Origin of the sequence: Agreia sp. Leaf283 (assembly GCF_001422485.1) — a bacterium.
Taxonomy (GTDB): Bacteria; Actinomycetota; Actinomycetes; order Actinomycetales; family Microbacteriaceae; genus Agreia.
Window position 1 is genome coordinate 161453 of record NZ_LMNF01000004.1, and the last position, 17140, is coordinate 178592.

Genomic DNA, 17140 nt, shown 5'->3' on the forward strand with positions numbered 1-17140 from the left:
CCCCATCGACTCCCCTACGGGGGTCACCCTAGTCTGATCACGTGAGATCGACTCACGGGATGTAGCGAAACCGGAACCGCCGGGTCGCCAGGAAAATAAGGAGAAAACAATGGCCGTATGGGGTCTTGACGTTGACCAGGTTCGCAGCCTCGGAAAGCAGCTCAACCAGCAGTCGCAGCAGGTCCAGACGATCCTGACGACGCTCACCAGCGCACTGCAGAGCGTGCAGTGGACCGGTCCCGACGCGGAGAACTTCCGCAGCGAGTGGAGCGGAACGCACACCGCCGCCCTCAAGCAGGTCATCGCCGCACTCGAGGACGCGTCGCAGAAGGCAGCAAAGAACGCTGCCGACCAGGAGAGCACCTCGAACGCGTAGCACTTCTCTTCTTGAGGATCCGGCCTTCGGATACTCCGGAACCGGGCGGGCGTCGATCACTCGACGCCCGCCCGTGGTGTTTCTCCCCTTAAGAAAGGTCTGCAGGCTCGATGTCGCGCACGCTCACATTCCCCAGTTCGGATGCCCCGGCACTGCCCATCGTGTCTCTCGATGTGCCCGACGACTGGCATGTGCTCTCGACGACCGCCGCCGTACTGGCCGCGGCGAAGGAGGTCGAGCAGGGCGAGTTCCGACCGAACGTCGTCGTGTCGATCTCGCGCTTCGGATCGGGCTACACGCTCGGCACGGCTATCGAAGCGGTCGTCGAGAAGGTGTCGTCGATCGCGGGTGTCGTCGAACTGGGTCGGGATCGGCCCGAGGTGCTGGGCCGGGCGGGTTTCCGTATCGAGTTCAGCTATCCGGATGCGCGCGTGGGCACCCTCGTTCAGGCGGTGCGACTCGCCCTCGTGTCGAACGGCCCCACGCTCGACCTGGTCGAGGTCACCGGCACCGCCACGGCCGCGCAGGCGATGCAGGTCTGGCCGGAGATCCGCGCCATTCAGGCCAGTGCGACGCTGGCCTGAACTGACCTCTGTCGTCGCGCGATTCCCGCGTCACTTCCGCGTCATCGCCGTGTCACAGCCGTGTCACGCGCGCGTACTTGTCGGGTCACGAGGCCGTCACGACCCGGTCATGATCCCTGAGTGAGACTCGAGCTACAACTAGGGAGTCACATCATGGGGAAGCCTCACACGCTCGCGACATCGCGACAATTCTTCGGCCTCGGAGCCGCGCACCGCCGTCTGTTCATCGCCGCAGCCCTGCTGGCCGTCGCCGCGGTCGCATGCCTTCCGCTTCTCGGCGCGAGCAGCGCATCGGCCGCTCCGCTCCCCGTCTCGCAGTGCAACGGCAGCGACAACAGCACCAACGAGGCCGTCGAGTGCCGCGTGGTCGTCACCAACACGGTGAATGTCGCGACCGGTGTGAAGAGCAGCTCGACGGTCGTCACCGAATGCCACGGCTTCGCCAACGCGGAACCGGTGTGCGAGCTGCCTCAGACGCTCAACACGAACGACGTCGTTCTCTCAGTGGACCAGTGCAACGGTTCGGGCAACGGAACGGGAAGCACCGTGATCTGCTCGGTCGAGGTCATCAACAACATCGTCGGTACCGCGACGCCGCAGACCGTGACCATCAACCAGTGCCAGGGATCGGGAGCCGGCGGCGCGGACGCCACCAGCCTCAACTGCGACTCCTATGACAGCACCGATCCGTCGACGGCGACAGTCGTGCAGTGCAACGGCTCGGGCAACAACGGCGGCGGAATCCTCCGGGTGACCTGCACCGTCGAGGGCGGCTCCACCGCATCCGTCATCCCCACCACCGTCGACCAGTGCAACGGCTCGGGCAACGGCGGCGGCGCCTACGTGACCTGCTCCGTCGAGTTCACCACGAACATCGTCGCGGGGCCGGATGACGGCGAAGGCGACGGCGACGGCGACGGCGAAGGCGACGGCGGCGGCGGCGGCGGCGAGACCGGCGGCGAGACCGGCGGCGAGACGGGTGGTGGCACGGGCGGCGAGACGGGCGGTGAGACCGGTGGTGGCACCGGCGGCGGAACCGACGGAGGAACGACACCCCCGGGCTCAGGCACTCCTGGCACTCCCGGCGGCCCCGGCACACCCGGCACACCTGGAAACCCCGGAGGATCGGGCGGTTCGGGATCGACGGCCGGAACGCTGGCCAACACCGGCATGCCGGTCGAGAACATCCTGCTCGGCGGCGCCTCGGTTCTGCTGCTCGGACTTGTCGTTGCTTCCCTCGCGCGTCGTCGGCACACAGTGAAGAACTGAACACGTCGGGTGCGCCCCTAGCTGGGCGCACCCGCATATGGGAACATGTGATTCTAGGAGCGAATCCATCACATGTTGCCTCTGCTCAACCCGAGTTCTCCGGTCGTTCCGACGCGGAGGATTTCGGCGTGGGCGGCGACATGATCGAGATCAGCGTGCTCGGACCGCTCACGGTCCGCAACGATGGAGAGGAGATCCTCGGTCTCTCGGTCGGCACCAAACGGCTTATCGCTTTTCTCGCGCTCAGACCGCGGGGCGCCCGTCTGGCCATCTCGGGGGAGATGTGGCCGGATGTCACGGAGCGGCGGGCCAGCGACAGCCTTCGGTCGGCGCTCACACGACTCGAAGACGCCATCAAGCCGGCCATCACCATGACTCCCGCCGGATTGAGCCTGGCTCCCGGCGTCGCGGTCGATCTCAACGTCGCCCGCGAATCGGCGAGGCGCCTGCTGCAGCCGGGCGCGGCATCCACGTCCGATGACCTGAGCACCTGGGCGATCGAGGCCTTCGCGTCTCGCATCCTCCCCGACTGGTACGACGAGTGGGTGCTCTCCGAGGTCGAGGACTGGCGGCAGCTGCGCCTGCACGCACTCGAGGCTCAGGCCGAGATGCTGATCACGGAGGGAAGCCTCCGGGCCGCCGCCTGGGCCGCACGGGCAGCGATGCGGGTCGAGCCCCTCAGGCAGAGCGCCATCGTCAGCCTCATCAAGGTGCACCTGGCCGAGGGGAATCAGTCGGAGGCGCTGCGCGACTACGACATCTATAAGGCGCTGCTCGAGCGCGAACTCGGGCTCGAGCCCACGGCGATCCTCAGCGACCTCGTCGCACCCTTCCGCCGGTAATCACGGAAGGGTGCGACGCAGCGGGCTAGGAGCGACGTCGAGCGGGTCGGATGCGCAGGGCGAAGCCGACCGCCAGCAGCGCCAGGGCTCCGGCGATCAGGCCGCCGGTCTCGAAGCCGGTCGCTGCGAGCGATCCGCCCTGTCCTGAGCCGCTCTGACCCGAGCCACCCTGACCCGATCCGGTCTGTCCTGGTCCGCTCGGCGTCTCGACGACAGGCGGTGTCGGCACGACGGGGGCCGCCTCGGTGACGATCGTGTACGTCGCAGTCACGTCGCCCGTATCGCCGTTGCTCGCCGTGACGGTGAACGTCGAGGTGCCGGGAGTGGTCGGCGTGCCCGTGATGGTGCCGTTCTCAGAGATGACCAGGCCCGCAGGCAGCTCGCCCTCGGTGACCGTGACGGTCGCGGTCGGCGTGCCCTCGGTGGCGACCGTGTCTTCGTAGGGAGTTCCCACAGTCGCGTCGTCGAGCGAGTCCGTGGTGATCTCCGGTGTCGTCGTCTCGGTCGTTTCGCCCGAACCCGTCGTGCAGTCCGACGGGCGCACGATGGTGTCGTTGATCAGGGTGACCGCCGAGGTGCTGGCGAGAAGTCTGCCCTGAATGACTGCGGCGTTGCCCACGCTGATCGACTCCTGCGCCATGATCGTGCCGACGAAGGTCGAGCTGCTTCCCAGAGTGGCCGACGAACCGACCTGCCAGAAGACGTTGCAGATGCTGGCCCCGTTGATGAGTTCGATACGGCTTCCCGACCCGGTGACCAGGGTGCTCGCCGCCTGGAAGACCCAGACGGATGCCGCGCCACCATCCAGCGTGAGGGTGTCGCCCGACGAGAGGTCGAGGGCTCCGCCCGAATAGACACCCGGTTTCAGCGTCTTACCGGCGAGTTGAGAGAGTCCCTTCGCCTGAGGCGTGAGACTCTTCGCGACACCGAAGGCCTGGTCGAGGTCGATCTTGGCCTGGTCGACGTCGGGATCGGTGCGAGCCGAACCCGTGCCGAGAACGAAGGAACCTGCCGGCTCTCCTTCGAATCCGTCGATGGCGGTGCCCGGCGAGAGTCCCACGTCGCCCGTGACGACGGTCGGCCCGGTGTTCGTCACGGTGGAGCCCGCGAGAACCGCGTAGCCGGCCGCGGTCTTCAGGTTGATCGGGCCGTCGAGCACGATTGCGGCCTGCGCGGTGCTGGAGAACCCGAGCACCAGTGCGGAGCCGAGTGCCAGGCCTGTGAGGCCTGCGACGGAGATACGACGGTAGAGATATGAGCTCGGCATGCGTGACCCCCAAGGTCGACGGCGAGTGAAGCATCGTTGCCTCGATGTGACGAATTGTCGCATCATCCTCAGTGACGAGTAGATCACAAGCGACAACCTCGGAACATAGTGATGACAAAAGGTTCGACAGGGTGTAAGAGCGTGCAATAGCTCGCCGGAGAACCCCCAGCATTCACCACGGTAAACTGATGGCGTTCTCGAACTCGAAAGCAGGCCGCGCGGTGACCACCCAGCCCACTCGCCCGCAGGCGCAATCGCCCTACTGGGGCGTGCCTGTCGCCCGGGCGATCCCGGCGATCGTCGTGGCCCTCGTCGTCGCCTTCACGCCGAACCATTCGAGTGTCGTCGGCCTGCTGGTGTTCGGGGCGTTCGCCCTCGCATCCGGCCTGCTCACGGGCATCCTGACCCCTCGGGCCCTGCCCGCCGGAACGGGCCGTGCGCTGCTTCTCGCGCAGGCGGCCACCAGCATCGTCGCGGGTGTGCTCGCCCTGTCGCTGCAGGGCTTCGGGCTGGCCTTCCTGCTGTATCTCGTGAGCGTCTGGGCGGCCATCACGGCCATTCTGGAGCTCGTCACGGGACTGCGCTCGCGCGGCGAGGCGCCCGCTAAAGACTGGATCGCCATGGGAGGCCTCACCGCGATCCTCGCGCTCGCCTTCCTTCTCCTCCCCCTCACCGACCTGGTTGCCGTGGGACTCTTCGGCGCGTACGGTGCCGTGCTCGGCATCTATCTCGTGATCGCGGGGCTGTCGCTCCGCTGGGGCACCCAGCCGAGCGCCCCCACAGCAAAGGACTCCGTGACTCTCGAGGTGCAGAACCCGTGACCCAGCCATCCAAGCGCGACGTCTTCAAGCCCGTCGAACTCATCGTTCTGTCGGCCGTGATGGCCCTCTTCGTCGGGCTCACCGTTCTGCTCGCGACGCGTAACCCGCTGCTCGCGGTGATCTTCTTCGGGGTGGCGTTCATCGTCGTGCTCGTGGTGATCGCGATGATGGTGCTGACGTTCAAGCCGAACAAGTCGGAGCAGACGGAGCTCGACGACGATCTTCCGCCTTCTGGGCATTAGGGGTTTCCTGCGGGCGCAGCTCGGGGTGTGCGTTTTCAGCTCAGACAATGACTGTGGCTGACGACCGCTCCGCGGCGCTCGTTCCTCGCGCTGCTCCGGGTCATCAGCCGCAGCCATAACTCGCAAGAAAACGCTCACCCCTCCCCGCGCCGAGTCCGTTCGCCGAGTTCGCTTCTTCGCCGAGTTCGCTTCGCTCACCGGCTTCGCTGGTCGAGTAGCGCCGAGTTCGCTTCGCTCAGCGGCTGCGGTGGTCGAGGAGCGAGGAACGAGCGTATCGAAACCACGATCCGTGGGCTGAAAGGGAAAGGATCTCGTTTGCGTCGCGCCGTCGTGCCTATTCCGACGCACCGGATGGGCCTGACGGCGCCATCCAAACGACGAGTGGCGATCGAGTGGCGTCGTCGTGCCCATCACGGAGACCCGGATGGGCAGGACTGCGCCACACGACCTTCTCATCGAGGGGTCCGGCTTCGCTGGTTGAGTAGCGCCGAGTTCGCTTCGCTCACCGGCTGCGCTTCGCTCCGCGGCTTCGTTCCCTGAGCTTGTCGAAGGGAGCCTGCTGGGCCTAGGAGAGGGCGTCTTTCAGGGTCTTGAGGGACTGCTGGGCGGTTCGGCGCACCTCTTTGTCGGGGTCGCGCAGAAGGGCCTCCAGCGTGTCCTGGGTCGCGGCGTCGCCCGTGGCCGCGAGTGCTCGGGCCGCTGCTGCGCGGACTCGCGCATGGTCGTCTTTCGTCAAGGCGGAGAGGGCCTCGGGGGCCGCGATCGACCGCAGGGCAGCCACCTTGGCGCACATCTCGCGGACCCGCCATGCCTGGTTGCCGAGACCGGCGATGACGGCCGGCGCCGCGGCATCCGACCACACGTAGTTCAGCGCGCGGGCGCCCCACAGCTCCGGCCAGTACAGCGAAGGGGCGCCGGCCAGGATGCCGTCGGCGTGCGGGCCCCCGACGACGCGAAGGAAGTCCTCGCCCTCGTAGCCGCCCTCGAGCAGCGACCGCGCGCGGAGCACCACAGAGGTCTCGCCCTCACGCTCGACAGCGGCCTGGATGCGCTCTTCGAGCGACGCGGTGTGGTGGGACGGGGTCTCGCTGTCGTGTGCCATAAGACACCAAGGCTACCGTGAGCTCCCGAGAGCGCTCAGAGGATGTGCTCGACCAGCGCAGACGAGATGCCGACATAGCTGTGCGGGGTCAGTGCGAGCAGCCGCTGCTTCGCCGCATCGCCGATATCGAGGCCGTCGACGAAGGCAGCCAGGTCGCTCGCTCCGATGCGCTTGCCGCGGGTGAGCTCCTTGAGCAGCGCGTAGGGGTCGGTGATTGAGGAGCGGCCCGCCGTGATCTCGGCGCGGACGACGGTCTGGATGGCCTCCGCCAGCACCTCCCAGTTGGTGTCGAGGTCGGCGGAGAGCAGCTCGCGGTTGAGCGAGATCTGTCCGAGGCCCGACGTGATGTTCGACAGGGCGAGCAGCGAGTGGCCGAGGGCCACGCCCACGTTGCGCTGCGTCGTGGAGTCGGTGAGGTCGCGCTGCAGGCGGCTCGTGACGAGGGTCTGGGCCAGCGAGTCGAGAAGTGCGCTCGAGAGTTCGAGGTTGGCCTCGGCGTTCTCGAACTTGATCGGGTTGATCTTGTGCGGCATCGTCGACGAACCGGTCGCGCCGGCCACCGGGATCTGGGTGAAGTAGCCCAGCGAGATGTACGTCCACACGTCGGTGCAGAGGTTGTGCAGAATGCGGTTGCCGTGGGCGACCTGCGAGTAGAGCTCGGCCTGCCAGTCGTGCGACTCGATCTGGGTGGTGAGAGGGTTCCAGGTGAGGCCGAGCGAGGTCACGAACTCGCGCGACACGGCCTGCCAGTCGAGGTCGGCCTCGGCCGAGAGGTGGGCCGCGAACGTACCTGTGGCGCCCGAGAACTTGCCGAGGTACTCGGCGGCCTCGACCTGTTTGCGGATGCGCTCGAGGCGGTAGACGGTGACCGCCAGCTCCTTGCCCATGGTGGTGGGGGTGGCGGGCTGTCCGTGGGTGCGGGCGAGCATGGCGTCGTCGCGGTACTGCACGGCCTGGCTGCGCAGCTCGTCGATCACGGCGCGGAACGCCGGCAGCCAGACCTCGGTCACGGCATCGCGGATGACGAGCGCGTAGCTGAGGTTGTTGATGTCCTCGCTCGTGGCCGCGAAGTGCGTGAGCTCGGCGATCCCGGTGAGTCCGAGCTCGTCGAGGCGGCGGCGAACGTAGTACTCCACGGCCTTCACGTCGTGCTTGGTGGTCGACTCGAGGGCGCCGAGCTCGGCCACCTCGACGTCTCCGAAGTTCGGGGCGAGCTGGCGCAGCTGGCGCTGCTTCTCGAGTTCGATCGGCGTCGATCCGAACAGCGAGTGGTCGGTGAGGTAGATCAGCCACTCGACCTCCACCTGGATGCGGGCGCGGTTGAGGCCCGCCTCCGAGAGGAACTCGCCCAGTTCTGAGACGGCGGATGCGTAGCGGCCGTCGAGCGGGCTGAGGGGCTGGGGGGAAAGGGCGCTCATGATGCGGGGTAACTCCAGTGCTGGGCGGCCGTCGGGCCGCGGCGGTCAGGCGGGGGTGGATGCGTGGGGAGCTCGAAACGCCGGCTCCAGTTGCGCGAACAGAGATGCGCAGGCCCGCTCGATGGTGGCGAGCACGGCGGCGAAGGTGGCGGCGTCGGCGTAATACGGGTCGGGCACGTCGAGCTGGCGGTTCGGGTCGGTGTCGAAGCTCGTGAGCAGCCTGATCTTCGATCGGTCGGAGTCGCTCGTCGCCCACGACCGGATGGCCCGCTCGTGCGTGCGGTCGAGCGCGACGATCAGGTCGAGTTCGTCGAACGACGACGAGTCGAACTGCTTGGCCCGGTGCAGGGATGCGTCGTAACCGCGATCCGCGAGAGCGTCGATCGTTCTCGGGTCGGCCTGCTCGCCGACGTGCCAGTCGCCCGTTCCGGCGCTGGTGACCGAGACGCGATGGCTGAGGCCGGCCTTCTGCACGAGCTCGCGCAGCACGATCTCGGCCATGGGCGAGCGGCAGATGTTGCCCGTGCAGACCATGCAGACTCGAAAGATTCCAGCGGGAATCTCGGTCTCATCCAGGGGCATGCCTCTATCTTGGTGCAGTTTCCCCTCCTCCACATCAGCGGGTGTCCGCACCTCTCCCCCGATGGCGCGCTCGCGCCCCGCCGCGCAGGGCGGGATGGCGACACTGGTGCGGTGACAGATCATCCCGATGCCCTCCTCCTCCACGTCAGATCGTCGCTCGAGCACGACCGGGCGACCGTGCAGAGGCTCAGCGTGCAGCTCAGCACAGAACTGCTGCCCACCGTCGTGCGCGACGATGCGCCCGGTTGGCAGGGGCTGGCCCGGCAGTCGTTCGATGCGAGATGCGACAGGGTCGCGGCCGAGGTTCGCCGGGTGTCGTCGACCCTCGACGAGATCTCCGCACTGATCGCCGGGGCGATCGTCTCGACGGGTGCGACTCCGTGACGGCCGACGACGACGAACTCGTCGTGTCGGGCGGAGGCAGCTTCGCGGTGTCGACAGACGAGATGTCGAACACGGCGTTCCGGCTCCGCTTCGTCGAGAGCGAGTCTCTGGCCGCCGCGGCGCGGCTGAGAGGGCTCGAGCTCTGCATCGATCCGCACGTCGCCGCGCAGGCGCCGACCGTGCCCGCGCTGGTGCTCCAGGCCGCAGACGACCTCGATCGAGCGTCTCGAGAGGCGGGCGAACTCGAGGTGTCGCTGCGCCTGGCGGCCGAGGCCTACGGCCTGGTCGAGAACGCCATGATCGATGGCATCCGCGTCTCCACGGGTCTGCTCGGCAACGTGCTCGGTCACCTCGCTCCCTTCCTCCTCCTCGCGGGCGCACCCTTCCTCGCCGCGGGGTCCGGTGTGCTCGTCGGGCTGGCGGCAAGGCCGGGCGCCGCGCGCAGCCCCGTTGATGCCGCCGAGTGGATGCGCGAGAACCCGCAGCTCGCCAACAATCCCGCGGTGGCGGCGGCCGTGCGGCTGCTCTTCTCGTCGAGCGATGACATCATCGCGGGGCTCCTGGGCGTTCCTCCGGGCGCCGGCGCCGTCATCGGCGACGACGGTCTCGGGCTCTTCGGAATCAGGGAGGCCGCCGGGCTGGTTCTCGCGGCGGCGGGTGCCGCGGGTGCGGCCAGAGGCCTGGCGGGCGGTGGCGCTGCGGGCGGTGGTCGCAGTCCGCTCGTCGAGACGCCGGTGCAGACCACGAGGGTCGGCACATCACCGGTCACGGCCCCGTCGAGCATCGCCGAACTGACGTCGCGCATGCCGAACACGAGCGCCCGCGGCCCGCAGATCAAGGTCGAGAAGTACGCCACCGAGAACGGCGATCCGTCATACATCGTCTACCTCGGCGGCACCGTCGACATGAACGCCATGCCCGCGGGCGAGGCCTTCGACATGACGAGCAACGTCGAATCGATGAGCGCCGGTGGCGGGGCCTCCTACCGGGCCGCCGTCGAGGCGATGAGCGACGCGGGCATCCGTCCGGGCGACCCCGTTCTCGAGGTCGGCTACTCGCAGGGCGGACTGCTCGCCGTGCAGCTCGAGCAGTCGGGCGACTACTCCGTGCAGGGCGTCGTGACCCTCGGCTCGCCTGTCGGCCAGCTCGAGACGACGGCTCCCACCCTCACCATCGCCCACACCGAAGATCTGGTTCCCGCGCTGGGCGGGCTCGACACCGCATCCGGCGACGATCGGGTGCTGGTGCGGCGCACCCTCTACGACGACGCGCCCATGCCGACCGGCGATGCCTTCCCGTCACACGATCTCGACGCCTACCGCGAGACGGCCGGCCTGGTCGACGCCTCGAAAGATCCGAGGGTCGAGAAGTTCATCGACGGTGCGGCGCCGTTCCTGTCGGGCTCCGCTGCGGGCACGGCCACGGAGTATCGCGCCGAGCGTGTGGGTCGATGACGGTGTATGCGCGGGCTGCTCGGCTGTCAGTCCTTGTCGCGTCCGGCGAGGGGGCGCAGGATCGAGCCGATGATGGCCGAGAGAATGGCGAGCACAAGAGCGCCGAGCACGGCCCACCAGAAGTTGTCGATCACGAGACCGAAGCCGAAGAGCTGGGAGAGCCATTCCGCGAGCAGCAGCAGCAGGGCGTTGACCACGAGCGAGAGCAGGCCGAGAGTGAGGATGTAGAGCGGGAACGCGACGATGCGAACGGCTGTGCCCACAATGCCGTTGACCACGCCGAAGATCAGGGCAACGAAAAGGTACGACAGGATCGTGCCGAGGGCGTCGTCCTGAAATGGATCTAGCTTAACGCCTGTGACGATGAGCGTGGTGAGCCACAGGGCGATCGCATTGGCCACAAGAGAGACGACGAATCTGCGCATGCGCCCAGTATTCCAGTTCGACGGCTACGCCGACAGCGCCGCGCGCGCCCTGTCGCGGCCGGGCATGGCACGCAGCTCGTCGCTCAGCAGTCGGCAGCGAGCGCCTGTCTCGGTGTCTGCCAGGAGCGACTCCGCCGCCGAACGGAGTGCGTCGACCGATGCCGTGTTCGGATCGAGAGCGGCCCCGTAGCCCTGGCTCTCGATGGCCGCCGCTCCTGCGAACTGGTCGGTCGAGAACGGCAGCACCAGCATGGGCACGCCGGCCGTCGCGGCCTCGGTCACGCTGTTGTTCCCCCCGTGCGTCACGGTCAGGGCCGCGTGCTCGAGCAGGGTCACCTGGGGCAGGAACTCGCGCACGAGCCACGACTCGGGCAGCTCTCCGAGTTCACGCCGGTCGGCCGAACCGACAGCGAGGGCGACGCGCACGTCGAGACCCTTCAGCGCCTCGGCGATCCGAGCGAGTACATCCGCGCGAACAGAGAGGAAGCTGCCGAAGCTCACGTAGACGATCGGGGCTCCTCCCCCGGCCAGCCAGGCGTCGACCTCGGGGTCGGCAGGCTCGTCGCGCACGGCCGACCCGAGAAACGCGTGCGTGGGAAGCAGCGCGGTGCGAGCGGGGTCGTGAAGCTGCCCGGGGTAGTTGAACAGCAGAATGTCTCCGTGCTCGGCGAAGGCGTCGCTCGACGGCGAGGCACTCGGGTCGAGCACCGCCAGGGCGTCGTTCCATTGACCGGTGAACCGATCGCGCACGGCCTCGCAGCGCAGGCGCAGGCGATCGAGCCCCTCGCTATCAGGGCTGAATGCCCTCGGCCACGACGCGGGGAGGCCATATACCTCGTCGGCTATGGGCAGGGCGGTGGGGTGTCCGAGCACCACGTCGGCGTGTGCCACTCCCGCGGCCTGCAGTGCGAGACGGGCCGTGAAGGCCAAGTGATCGACGATCACCGCATCCGGTCTCACCTTCTCAATCACGGCCAGTACGGCGCTCGCGGTCTCGACCGGCCGCCACAGCAGATCGGTCGTGCGCTGCGACGCCTGGTAGTCGAGAGTCTCGACCATGCCGCGGCGCGTGGCGTCGAAGAAGCCGCGCAGCGAGTCGTCCTCGCCCGCCGGCTGCTCCTCGGCCCGAATCGTGCCGGGATTCGAGCCTCGCCCGAGCCGCAACTCGGTACCACGGAACCCGAACGACCGCACGATCGACGTCGTCGCTGGTCCGGATGCGACCACCACGTCGTCGCCCGCGTCGCGCCAGGCCGTGGCCAGCGTCGCAAGGGGAAGCAGATGGGAGGCGTAGTCGGGGCTGATGACCAGCAGGGTCACGAGGCTCCGCCCGTGCTCGACAGTGTCATCGAATCGAGTCGCCGGTTCTCGGCAACCGTGGCGTACACGCGCTCGAGGGCCGTCGCCATGGCCTGCACGGTGAAGCGCTCGCGAACGATTCCACGGGCGGCCGCGACGCGTTCCGGCTCGTCGCGCGCGGCGATCAGCAGGGCGTCGGCCATACCGCGTCGAACGCCCGAGGCCGATCCGGTGTCGACCAGAACACCCGTGACCCCATCGTCGACATATGTCGCCGGACCTCCCGCGTCGGGCGTCACCACCACGAGGCCTGCGGCGAGCGCCTCGAGAATGGCGATTCCGAATTCCTCCTTGAGGCTGCCGCACACGTAGATGCCGTTGGCGCCCACGAGTGTGCCGGAGCCGAGCCTCGTGGCGGCGAGCCAGCGCGACACCACGTCGTTCGGGCGGTGGCCGGCCAGCACGAGGCCCTCCGCGGCGCGAGGATGCTCGCGCAGAACGCCGTCGATGGCGTCGAGCTGGGACTGCTCGTCCGGCGAGGGCGCGGCGAGGTCTCCGCCCACGATCACGAGGTTGCAGGTGGCCAGCAGAGTCGCATCCGACGCCCACGCCTCGACGACCGTCGCCATGCCCTTCACCCGGTGCAGGCGCCCCACGCTGAGGGCCAGTGGCAGGCCTCGGCGATGCTCGGGCAGAGCGGCGATCAGCGCGTCGAGGTCGTCGAGCGCGCCGACGACCGCACCGTCGGCGCGGGCCTCCACGTCGAGGATCGCGTCGTCGATCGTGGCGAGATCGATTCCCTCGGGAACCACGGTGTACTGCTCTGGCGACGACTCGATATCGATCCCGAGAAGCTCCTGCAGCTCGTCGCGCAGCGCAGGGCGGGGGAACAGAACGGTGTGCTCCGCATCAGCCGCGAGACGCTGCACGAGCCGGTGCCTGAACCAGTAGTGCTCGCGCTCGTCGACATCGCCGAAGTTCGCGACGGTCAGCGCGCCGGCCACGTCGAGGGCGCGGATCACGCCGTGCGGGTCGGGGGCCAGGGTGAACACCACGGGGATGCCCAGCTCGCGGGCCACGCTCGACGCGGCCATGCTGCCCACATCCGCCATCCGCAGGTGCAGCACGTCGATGGGGCCGAGGGCCACGAGCGCACGACGGATGCCGCGCTCTGCAGCGACCCTGGTGTGCCAGGAGCGAGCCTGAGGGCTCGGCTCCGACAGCAGGGGAACGGGAACGAACTCGTGGTCCGCGAGCACGAGCTGCTCGGCGGCGAGCAGAGTGTCGGCGGCGACGCCCGCGTTGCCCCGCGACAGGGTGAGCACCCGGTCGATGCCGTCGAGAGAGGCGAGCGCGTCGCCGAGGCGCACCAGCAACGTGGCCACTCCCCCGTTGTCGCCCGCCCCGGCGCGGGTCAGTCCCCGGTCGATGTCGGCGTGCAGGAAGAGCTGGGCCACGGTCAGCCCGTCGCCGAACCGGATGGCAGCGGGCGCGTCGCCGAGATCGACGAGGGCCAGTCTCGCCGCGTCGATGGTGGCCTGGGAATCGGCCGCCTCGGCGCCCGCGGCCGCGATCTCGCGGACCAGTCGAAGGGCCCGCTCGTCTCCGCGTCGGTCGCCGAGGCCGGCGATAGCCGCGACCCGGGCGTCCTGCTGCTCCCCCGCGTTCGCGGCGATCTCGCGCAGTGCGCGCCCAGCGACGCGCCCGGAGACGAGCCCGAGGGTCTCGACGAGGCGCGAGCGGGCGCCGGCTTCCGACTCGGAGATGAGGGCGCTCTCGAGTGCGAGCGCGATGTGATCCGGTGCCGAGGCGCCCCACTGCTGCAGCGTGCGCTGGGCGAGCATGCCCGTGAAGCCCGCCTGCACGACGCACCCCACGAGTCGCGACACGGCATCCATTCGCGGAAGCCGGCCGCCGAACGCCCAGGCGGCGTGCTCGCGCAGAAACGCGTGCTCGTTCGAGAGGAGCTCGGAGAGGACGTCGTCGGCCTCGTCGTCGAAGACCCGACCGAGCGCGTGCACGGCGGCGATGGCCACGAGCTGATTCTCGTCGTCGTGGATGGCGCGGCGGAGAATGCCGACGGCCTGCCGACCGCCCTCCCGCGACGCGACCAGCGCGAGATCGTCGGCGGAGCGCACGACGTCGAGCAGGAAGGGGGTTCGACGAAGACGGTCGAGGGCGGCGGTCAGTTCCATCGCGGGGGTGTTTCCATGGTGCGGGTGATCCGAATTCGTCAGGGGATGTCTCGGTCTATTCGGAGCCGATCGTGCTGCGGTTCTCGGATACACCGTCTTCGAGTACACGCGAGTTGACCGCGCCCTGCAATGCCATTGACAGGAGCGCGTCTTCACGCTCTGGATGCCTCGCACAACCCGGTCCATTTGTCATCACTTGGGCCGACATCTGTCGGATGGAGGTGATCATGCGAGACTGGGGCCATGGCACACGAGCTCATGAGCCCGGATGATGTGGCCAGGATCGTCGACCGTAACAATGTACGGATCACGGGACCGGACGCAGGCGACGTGCTGCTCTTCGCCCATGGCTTCGGATGCGATCAGACCATGTACAGGCGGCTGCTGCCCTTCTTCGAGCACAGCTTTCGCGTCGTCGCATTCGACCATGTGGGTTCCGGCGGCTCGTCGCTCGCCGACTACGACGCGGTGCGCTACGGAACGCTCGACCAGTACACGCACGACCTCATCGAGGTCTGCGGGGCCCTGCAGCTCGCCGAGGTGACCGTCATCGCCCACAGCTTCGCGGCGATGGTGGCCGTGGCCGCCGCGATCGAGTCGCCTGAGCTCTTCCGCAGCATCGTTCTGCTCGCTCCGACACCGTCGTACATCGACGACGAGGCCGCCGGCTACGAGGGCGGGTTCTCACACGAGGACATCGATGGCCTGCTCGAGTCGCTCGACGACAACCACCTCGCATGGTCATCCATGATGGCGCCCGTAGTCATGAAGAACCCCGAATTCCCCGAACTCGCCGGCGAGCTCGAGCAGAGCTTCTGCCGAGTCGACCCGCGCGTCATGCGCACGTTCGCCCGCGTCGCCTTCCTCTCCGATGTGCGGGAGCTGCTGCCCCGCGTCGAGGTGCCCGCCCTCATCGTGCAGTGCACCAACGATTCGCTCGCCCCGCTCTCCGTGGGCGACTACATGGAGTCGCGGATGCCCCGCGCCTCGGTCGTCGTGCTCCAGGCGCAGGGCCACGTTCCGCAGGTGAGCGCTCCCGACGAGACTGCTCGCGCGATCCTCGATTTTCTCGACGAGCGATGACCATGCAGCCGGATGCGAGGGGTGCGATCGACTACGAGCTCGTGTTCCGCTCCGGGCCCGGCGGGCTGGTGGTCACCGACTCGGAGAACTCGATCATCGAGGTCAATGATCGCCTTCTCCTGTGGAGCGGCTTCGCTCGGGAAGACCTGATCGGAACGTCGTTCGCCCGCCTCCTACCACCGGCCGATCGCATCCTGTTCTCCGCACGTATCCTCCCTCTGCTTCATCTGGAGGGGGAGGTGATGGACATGTCGCTCACTCTGCTCGGAAAAGACCGCACGGCCCGTGCCGCCCACATGTCCGCCGCCCGCTTGAGTCGCGCGCCCGAAGACGCCGACCCCGATTCGTCCGCCGCCTCGCAGAACCTCTTCGTGTTCGTGCCCCGGCGGGAACGTTCCGCCGACGAGGAGAACATGATCAGGGCGATCATGCAGGCCGAAAGGTCCGACGCGCTGCGGCGCGAGGCCGAGCTCGACCTCGAGCAGGCGGCGCACTACGACGCGCTCACCTCCCTGTTCAACCGCTCCGGGCTCCTGACGCGCATAATCGAGCTGGCCGACGACCTGCCTCCCCTGAGCGAGTTCTCGACCTTCGTGCTGGGTCTCGATCACTTCAGAGTCGTGAACGGCAGCCTGGGCAGGGCCGGCGGAGACCAGGTGCTCAGGGCGGTCGCGGAGCGCCTGATGACCCTGTCGGCCGTTGGCTTCCTCGCTGCCCGCGTCGGCGACGACGAGTTCGTCGTGGTCGGTCGAACCCACCCCCGGGGCGTCGCGTTCGCCGAGACGATCCTCGAATCGATCAGCGCTCCGATCCTGGTCGACGAACTCGAGATCGTCGTGACGGCGAGCCTGGGCGCATCCGTCGCCCGACTCGATTCGTCGGAGCGCATCCAGCCCGCGTCGATAGCCGAGACCCAGATGAGACAGGCGACGACGGCCATGTACGAGGCGAAGGCGTCGGGTCGCAATCGGTGGAAACTGTTCAGCTCGGTTATCGACGATTCAACGATCGACGAGATCCGTCTCCTGGGCGAGATCCGCGCGGCCCTCGCCGACGATCAGTTCCGCCTCGACTACCAGCCGCAGCTCGACCTGGCGACGGGAGAGCTGCATGGCTACGAGGCGTTGCTGAGATGGGACCATCCCGACCGAGGAGTGATCGGGCCGGCGGGCTTCATCGCCGTGACCGAGAAATCCGGCCTCATCAACCAGATGGGCGCGTGGGCATGCCGCACTGCCATCGAACAGTGCGCCCTGCTCAACCGGGAGCCGGACGCCCGGCCCGTGACGGTGTCGATCAACGTGTCGGCGCGGCAGTTGGGAGATCCGCGGCTGGCCGAGATGGTCGGCGCGCTCGTGCGCGACAATCGTCTCGACCCGGCACTGATCACCCTCGAGATCACCGAGACGGGCCTGATCACCGACAGCCCGCGCGCACATCGCAACCTCGAGTTGCTGCACGAACAGGGGGTGCGTCTGGCTATCGACGATTTCGGCACCGGCCACGCGGGCTTCGCCTACCTCAAGGATTTTCCGGTCGACGAGCTCAAGATCGACGGCTCCTTCGTGGCGGGTCTCGGCGTCTCTGTCGAGGACACGGCCATCGTCACCAGCTGCATCGACGTCGCCCATGCGCTCGGCATGCGCGTCGTCGCCGAGGGGGTCGAGACCCGTGCCCAGCTGGATCGCCTCGCCGAGCTCGGATGCGACCTCATCCAGGGGTACCTCTACTCGAAGCCGCTGCACCGCGATGCCATGCAGTCGTTCATGTCGGAGCCCTGACGATCGCTCCCGTTCT

Annotated in this window: 17 protein-coding genes; 10 read left to right on the plus strand and 7 right to left on the minus strand. The window is 68.1% G+C overall.

Going from position 1 to position 17140, the window contains the following annotated elements; translation table 11 throughout:
* Positions 1-109: 109 nt before the first annotated feature.
* The 4 genes from ASF51_RS16885 to ASF51_RS16900 all read left to right on the plus strand — a co-directional run bounded on the left by ASF51_RS16885 (position 110) and on the right by ASF51_RS16900 (position 3071).
* Positions 110-376 (plus strand): WXG100 family type VII secretion target, encoded by a 267-nt coding sequence (locus ASF51_RS16885; protein ID WP_044441009.1) that lies wholly within the window; start codon positions 110-112, stop codon positions 374-376.
* Between the two features lie 110 nt (positions 377-486).
* Complete coding sequence (locus tag ASF51_RS16890; RefSeq protein WP_055932694.1) at positions 487-960, plus strand: hypothetical protein; 474 nt, start codon at positions 487-489, stop codon at positions 958-960.
* A gap of 153 nt (positions 961-1113) precedes the next feature.
* Entirely contained in the window at positions 1114-2229 is a 1116-nt protein-coding gene (locus tag ASF51_RS16895) for a hypothetical protein (RefSeq protein WP_055932699.1), read from the plus strand.
* 128 nt (positions 2230-2357) lie between these two features.
* Complete coding sequence (locus ASF51_RS16900) at positions 2358-3071, plus strand: BTAD domain-containing putative transcriptional regulator (protein WP_055932702.1); 714 nt, start codon at positions 2358-2360, stop codon at positions 3069-3071.
* A gap of 25 nt (positions 3072-3096) precedes the next feature.
* Here the strand turns inward: ASF51_RS16900 and ASF51_RS16905 are convergent, their stop codons facing one another.
* Positions 3097-4338 carry an ice-binding family protein gene (locus ASF51_RS16905; RefSeq protein ID WP_055932705.1) on the minus strand — a complete coding sequence of 414 codons (1242 nt, stop codon included), beginning with the start codon at positions 4336-4338 and terminating at the stop codon, positions 3097-3099.
* Positions 4339-4526: 188 nt separating this feature from the next.
* Between ASF51_RS16905 and ASF51_RS16910 the strand changes: the two genes are divergently transcribed.
* A complete protein-coding gene (locus tag ASF51_RS16910) occupies positions 4527-5159 on the plus strand; it encodes an HdeD family acid-resistance protein (RefSeq protein WP_055932709.1) in 633 nt (210 codons plus the stop codon).
* A complete protein-coding gene (locus ASF51_RS16915) occupies positions 5156-5401 on the plus strand; it encodes a hypothetical protein (protein ID WP_235497297.1) in 246 nt (81 codons plus the stop codon). Before ASF51_RS16910 ends, ASF51_RS16915 begins: the two co-directional genes overlap by 4 nt.
* A gap of 565 nt (positions 5402-5966) precedes the next feature.
* Here ASF51_RS16915 and ASF51_RS16920 read toward each other — a convergent pair.
* From ASF51_RS16920 to ASF51_RS16930, 3 genes are read right to left on the minus strand one after another with little or no spacing between them, the layout of a single operon-like run.
* Positions 5967-6503 (minus strand): HEAT repeat domain-containing protein, encoded by a 537-nt coding sequence (locus ASF51_RS16920; protein ID WP_055932714.1) that lies wholly within the window; start codon positions 6501-6503, stop codon positions 5967-5969.
* A 35-nt stretch (positions 6504-6538) separates the two neighbouring features.
* On the minus strand, positions 6539-7921 hold the full coding sequence (purB, locus tag ASF51_RS16925) for an adenylosuccinate lyase (RefSeq protein WP_055932717.1): 1383 nt from the start codon (positions 7919-7921) through the stop codon (positions 6539-6541).
* 45 nt (positions 7922-7966) lie between these two features.
* Positions 7967-8503, minus strand: a complete 537-nt coding sequence (locus ASF51_RS16930; RefSeq protein ID WP_055932720.1) for a low molecular weight protein-tyrosine-phosphatase — start codon at positions 8501-8503, stop codon at positions 7967-7969.
* Between the two features lie 111 nt (positions 8504-8614).
* Between ASF51_RS16930 and ASF51_RS16935 the strand changes: the two genes are divergently transcribed.
* Positions 8615-8887 (plus strand): hypothetical protein, encoded by a 273-nt coding sequence (locus ASF51_RS16935; protein ID WP_055932723.1) that lies wholly within the window; start codon positions 8615-8617, stop codon positions 8885-8887.
* Complete coding sequence (locus tag ASF51_RS16940) at positions 8884-10341, plus strand: hypothetical protein (RefSeq protein WP_055932726.1); 1458 nt, start codon at positions 8884-8886, stop codon at positions 10339-10341. The genes ASF51_RS16935 and ASF51_RS16940 overlap by 4 nt, the downstream gene beginning before the upstream one ends.
* 26 nt (positions 10342-10367) lie before the next feature.
* Here ASF51_RS16940 and ASF51_RS16945 read toward each other — a convergent pair whose 3' ends face one another.
* From ASF51_RS16945 to ASF51_RS16955, 3 genes are read right to left on the minus strand one after another with little or no spacing between them, the layout of a single operon-like run.
* Complete coding sequence (locus ASF51_RS16945) at positions 10368-10766, minus strand: phage holin family protein (protein ID WP_055932729.1); 399 nt, start codon at positions 10764-10766, stop codon at positions 10368-10370.
* Positions 10767-10790: 24 nt separating this feature from the next.
* A complete protein-coding gene (locus ASF51_RS16950) occupies positions 10791-12086 on the minus strand; it encodes a glycosyltransferase (protein ID WP_055932731.1) in 1296 nt (431 codons plus the stop codon).
* Positions 12083-14260 carry a glycosyltransferase family 4 protein gene (locus ASF51_RS16955; RefSeq protein ID WP_055932734.1) on the minus strand — a complete coding sequence of 726 codons (2178 nt, stop codon included), beginning with the start codon at positions 14258-14260 and terminating at the stop codon, positions 12083-12085. The genes ASF51_RS16950 and ASF51_RS16955 overlap by 4 nt, the downstream gene beginning before the upstream one ends.
* A gap of 243 nt (positions 14261-14503) precedes the next feature.
* Here ASF51_RS16955 and ASF51_RS16960 point away from each other — a divergent pair, with 243 nt between their 5' ends.
* Entirely contained in the window at positions 14504-15343 is an 840-nt protein-coding gene (locus ASF51_RS16960) for an alpha/beta fold hydrolase (protein WP_235497298.1), read from the plus strand.
* The gene (locus tag ASF51_RS16965) at positions 15340-17124 is read left to right on the plus strand and encodes a bifunctional diguanylate cyclase/phosphodiesterase (protein ID WP_055932737.1); all 1785 of its coding nucleotides are present in this window, start codon (positions 15340-15342) and stop codon (positions 17122-17124) included. The genes ASF51_RS16960 and ASF51_RS16965 overlap by 4 nt, the downstream gene beginning before the upstream one ends.
* Positions 17125-17140 lie beyond the last annotated feature (16 nt).

Bases quoted from the DNA above. Each gene is read 5' to 3' on its own strand.
- ASF51_RS16885 (WP_044441009.1), top strand. From the start codon at position 110: ATGGCCGTATGGGGTCTTGACGTTGACCAGGTTCGCAGCCTCGGAAAG.
- ASF51_RS16890 (WP_055932694.1), top strand. From the start codon at position 487: ATGTCGCGCACGCTCACATTCCCCAGTTCGGATGCCCCGGCACTGCCC.
- ASF51_RS16895 (WP_055932699.1), top strand. From the start codon at position 1,114: ATGGGGAAGCCTCACACGCTCGCGACATCGCGACAATTCTTCGGCCTC.
- ASF51_RS16905 (WP_055932705.1), bottom strand. From the start codon at position 4,338: ATGCCGAGCTCATATCTCTACCGTCGTATCTCCGTCGCAGGCCTCACA.
- ASF51_RS16910 (WP_055932709.1), top strand. From the start codon at position 4,527: ATGGCGTTCTCGAACTCGAAAGCAGGCCGCGCGGTGACCACCCAGCCC.
- ASF51_RS16920 (WP_055932714.1), bottom strand. From the start codon at position 6,503: ATGGCACACGACAGCGAGACCCCGTCCCACCACACCGCGTCGCTCGAA.
- purB (WP_055932717.1), bottom strand. From the start codon at position 7,921: ATGAGCGCCCTTTCCCCCCAGCCCCTCAGCCCGCTCGACGGCCGCTAC.
- ASF51_RS16930 (WP_055932720.1), bottom strand. From the start codon at position 8,503: ATGCCCCTGGATGAGACCGAGATTCCCGCTGGAATCTTTCGAGTCTGC.
- ASF51_RS16945 (WP_055932729.1), bottom strand. From the start codon at position 10,766: ATGCGCAGATTCGTCGTCTCTCTTGTGGCCAATGCGATCGCCCTGTGG.
- ASF51_RS16955 (WP_055932734.1), bottom strand. From the start codon at position 14,260: ATGGAACTGACCGCCGCCCTCGACCGTCTTCGTCGAACCCCCTTCCTG.
- ASF51_RS16960 (WP_235497298.1), top strand. From the start codon at position 14,504: ATGGCACACGAGCTCATGAGCCCGGATGATGTGGCCAGGATCGTCGAC.
- ASF51_RS16965 (WP_055932737.1), top strand. From the start codon at position 15,340: ATGACCATGCAGCCGGATGCGAGGGGTGCGATCGACTACGAGCTCGTG.